Source organism: Microcystis sp. M169S2 (assembly GCF_020245865.1).
Taxonomy (GTDB): domain Bacteria; phylum Cyanobacteriota; class Cyanobacteriia; order Cyanobacteriales; family Microcystaceae; genus Microcystis; species Microcystis ichthyoblabe_A.
Genome location: NZ_JADBUB010000172.1, coordinates 1 through 3,779 on the forward strand (window position 1 = coordinate 1; position 3,779 = coordinate 3,779).

Genomic DNA, 3,779 nt, shown 5'->3' on the forward strand with positions numbered 1-3,779 from the left:
ACAGGTGCAAGATTTTGAGAGAATTGTGCTTCCAAACCTTGCGTCTTCATCGGCCCGCGTCCTGTAGGGGCGAAGCATTCGGGCAATAACCTATCGGTGAAACCGTAGATTTTCTATCCGAATGCTTCGCCCGTACTTTTTGCTGCAAACCCTAATTAAATTGAAGATAAATCCCCCCTTGATAAGGGGGGTGTTTGATAATTTTTAACGCCTACCTACTTAAATTAATCTTTAATATTTAATTAATCTCTGAAAGATTAATAAGGTACGGTTCTAAACTCCACGCAATTATTACTAGGATTATAGAGAGTGTAAACTGCTTTATTTAATTCTTTACCAACGCTACCAACCCCAATTAAACGCTTATCTTGAATCGTCAAAGTTTGACTTGGTTGCCGTTTATCTAAAGTAGTAACAGTGCTGGTTAAATTAGCGGACTGTAAAGAATAATCAAAAACTTTTCCCGCACGACCACAAAATAGATTATTAACTCCCACCCGTTGCAGTCGATCTAAAATTTGCCATGGGGGAGTATCGGGGGTTAATTCTTCACTAACACTGACACTACTGCCATGAATTAATAAACAATCCAACTCGACAAAACCAAAATCGAGATTTCGTAACCATTGCACTGTTTCTAAAGAAACTGCATCCCAGAGTTGTTTAGTGCTGTCAATTCCATGTTTATGGATTAATTCCGTCGGTTCTCCTGTGGCTCCCAAACTGTGTAAAATTAGACATTGTTCTTCCCACCATCCCCGACAAACCTGCGGATATAAGTTATTTTTAGTGGGATAACGTATTTGTTCTACCAGCATTTCACTATCGGGATTAACACCGATAAAATCTCCTAAAATATATAAATTTTCTACAGTAACTGACCGTTGCTGAATATCTTCCAATACCGCTTGATAGGCTGGTAAATTGCCTTGAATACCGCTTAAAATCGCCCACATAATTTCTTGATTTATCACAAATTAACGTTCGCAAACATGAGTCGGATCATCGGCTTTTTCCGCATATTCTAGACCCTTAGCCAATCGCCAAGCGAAAATAGGAGGTAAACCCGATTCTAAAATAGCCTGACAGGTTTCCTGATAGTTATAGGCCACTTCTCGCAGTTGTACCGCTGCCGTTTCTCGATCGTAAATCACATAGGTGGCATTTGGACGACCGTGACGCGGTTCTCCCACCGATCCCACGTTGATGATACGTTTAACCGGTGTGGTAAATTGCCGCGACTGTTCCCCATCGGGTTGATACACTTTTATTTGCAAGCTTCCCTCGTCGAGAGTGCGAATGTAGGGGATGTGGGTATGTCCACAGAATAAAACCTCTGTATCTACCGATAAAACCCGTTCTAAAGCCGTAAAAGCGTCCATTTCGGCTAAAAGATACTCATGGTTACTTTGGGGACTACCATGGACAAAACAGAGGTGATCTAGCTTAAAAATTTCGGGCAGTTTTGACAAATAATTACGGTTTTCTGGGGTGATTATTTGATTTGTCCACTCATGAGCTAATCTACCGCGTTTTTCTGCTAAAAGCGACGGATAACTGCACTCACAGGCATTTAATCCCTCAACGATATCCTCATCCCAACACCCTTGTACCGTGGTAATCCCCAGTTGACGGATTTTTTCCACCACTTGGTTAGGATGGGGTCCATACCCAACTAAATCCCCTAAACAGTAGATTTCTTGACAACCCTGTTGGTCTAAATCTTGCAAAACAGCATTTAAAGCGGGCATATTGCCATGAATACAGGATAAAACGGCTATTTTCATCAGATTAACTCCATTTCTGGCTCTAAAGATTCTTGAAATTGTTGTTGATAATAAAAAAGTGCCTCATCGGACAGACAACAATCACTCAGGGTATCGGCAATTGTCGGTTTATCAAGATTGCGACCGACGATTTCAATCCCACTAAAGCGATTCGGTCTCCCATCGAGATTTAAGGGGAAATTTAAGCTTTGAAAGTCTTTTTCTGGCCATTCATCCATAAATTCCCCATAAATACACTGACCGTCGATGATATCGAAGATACTTTTAACCCGCAGCACTTCCCCATAGGCTCCTTGGGTTAATTCTGTCCAAAAGGTGGTTAAACTGGAAAAATCGAGGACTTCTCCCGTTAAAACGGCTCTATAAATCTGTATTTCTCGTTTTTTTAACCATTGATCACCTTTTATTGTTGTTTTGACGGGACTGATGACAATTTCATCGACGGGAACTTGTCCTTCGGGGATTTCTTCTTCTGGAGACGTAATCGCTACCCGATGACAATTGAGGGGTTTTAGAAAGCTTTCGAGGGATTGCGTGTCTAAATGCCATGGTACTTCCATGTAGATCGTGTTTTCCATGGATAAACTGCTCAAAAGGTCTTCTTCTTCCCTAGAAATAGAGGACAACTGGGGAAAGTCATTCTGTAAAGTGAGATGATCAATGGGAAAAGTTTCCGTCTGGGGACTAAAATATAGACTTGGCTGCTTGCTTTGGGCGATTTGTTGGCGAATCCAATGGGTTTTTCCCGCAGCTATACCCCCCGTCACCACGATAATCATTTTGCTCCTTCTTTATTGTGGTAATGATAATCATTCTAGCATAAGTTAGATTGGGGCAAGTAATCTTCCTTAACCAATCCTCTAGACTTAGTAAGGTTATTTTGGGAAAAATTGGCGGTTTCTTGGGATATTAATCATGGTTATGGCTCTTTTCTCTAGGATACCATTGGCTTTGTCCATCCGGTAAATCAACTAAGGTAATTCCCATCATTTTTAATTGTGATCGCCGCTTCCGTAAAGTGCAAGGGTTTGCGATAATGAACTTGGAGAACAAAGAGATGTAAAACCATTGGATCGAGGGTTCGTTAAATTTTAAAGTTTTTATCCATAAATCATTAGAGTTCTTGCATAATTAATTTTTGAGAGTTCAAAAACAGCAAAAAATCGCATAAAATGTGTAAATAGACTATTTAATTGATTATTATTCATTCTTAATTCTCCTGACTACTGGCTACTGACTCCTAACCCTAACAACGATTTTTGATTTCTGCAAGAGGTCTATTCATAGTTTGTCCTTTTTAATTTTTTGAGAACTAGCCAAGCATTCGTTTAGTTGTGTCAATATTTCCTCTTTATTTAAATTTCTGCCGATAAAAACTAACTGATTATTAGGAGATGTATCCCATTCTACCGCTTGCAGATCGTAACGAGGACCGCTCAATTGAAAAATATGTTTTAAATCGCTTTGTTGAAACCAGAGAATCCCTTTAGCTCGAAAAACATTTATCGGCATTTTTTCCGTGAGAAAAGGTTCAATTTTATCTAGATTAAATGGTTTATCGCTAACAAAGGAGACAAAATTAAAGTCTTCAGGAGATTGATTATTACTGAAGCTTGGGCGATTTTTTTGAAAGTCTCTCAACTGGACTTTATACAATTCTTCTTTAGTTAAACCTAGATCTAACAATAAACCCAAAGGAACCTGGCCATAACTACTTTTTAGGAGTCTTATACCCTCTTTTTCTCGACGAATAAACTTTTCTAAATCATCTAATTTTTTGCCACTGACTCGATCTATTTTATTGAGAATTACCACGTCACCATAACGAATTTGACTAAGGGCAATATTACTATAGATCTCTTGCAAAAGTAATCAAGATATATCCTTTTGTCGGTAACGAAGTTCGTAATTGTAGATACCAGCAATCAAATTCAATCTCAGACCAAATCGCCGTCTGCGATTTCTGTATCTTGATGAAAGTATCCGAAATAT

At 39.1% G+C, this 3,779-nt stretch carries 3 protein-coding genes and 2 pseudogenes; all 5 read right to left on the reverse strand.

From position 1 onward, the window contains the following. Positions 1–257 precede the first annotated feature (257 nt). On the reverse strand, positions 258–956 hold the full coding sequence (locus tag IM485_RS16770; protein WP_002787216.1) for a metallophosphoesterase family protein: 699 nt from the start codon (positions 954–956) through the stop codon (positions 258–260). 21 nt (positions 957–977) lie between these two features. After that, the gene (locus tag IM485_RS16775) at positions 978–1,787 is read right to left on the reverse strand and encodes a metallophosphoesterase family protein (protein WP_108935704.1); all 810 of its coding nucleotides are present in this window, start codon (positions 1,785–1,787) and stop codon (positions 978–980) included. Then, positions 1,787–2,566: a hypothetical protein gene (locus IM485_RS16780; protein ID WP_287744456.1), complete on the reverse strand. Its 780-nt coding sequence runs from the start codon at positions 2,564–2,566 to the stop codon at positions 1,787–1,789. The genes IM485_RS16775 and IM485_RS16780 overlap by 1 nt, the downstream gene beginning before the upstream one ends. A 502-nt stretch (positions 2,567–3,068) precedes the next feature. Further along, positions 3,069–3,638: pseudogene (locus IM485_RS16785) on the reverse strand (CobW family GTP-binding protein); the annotation flags it as partial. Between the two features lie 21 nt (positions 3,639–3,659). Beyond that, a pseudogene (locus tag IM485_RS16790) lies at positions 3,660–3,779 on the reverse strand (IS5 family transposase); the annotation flags it as partial.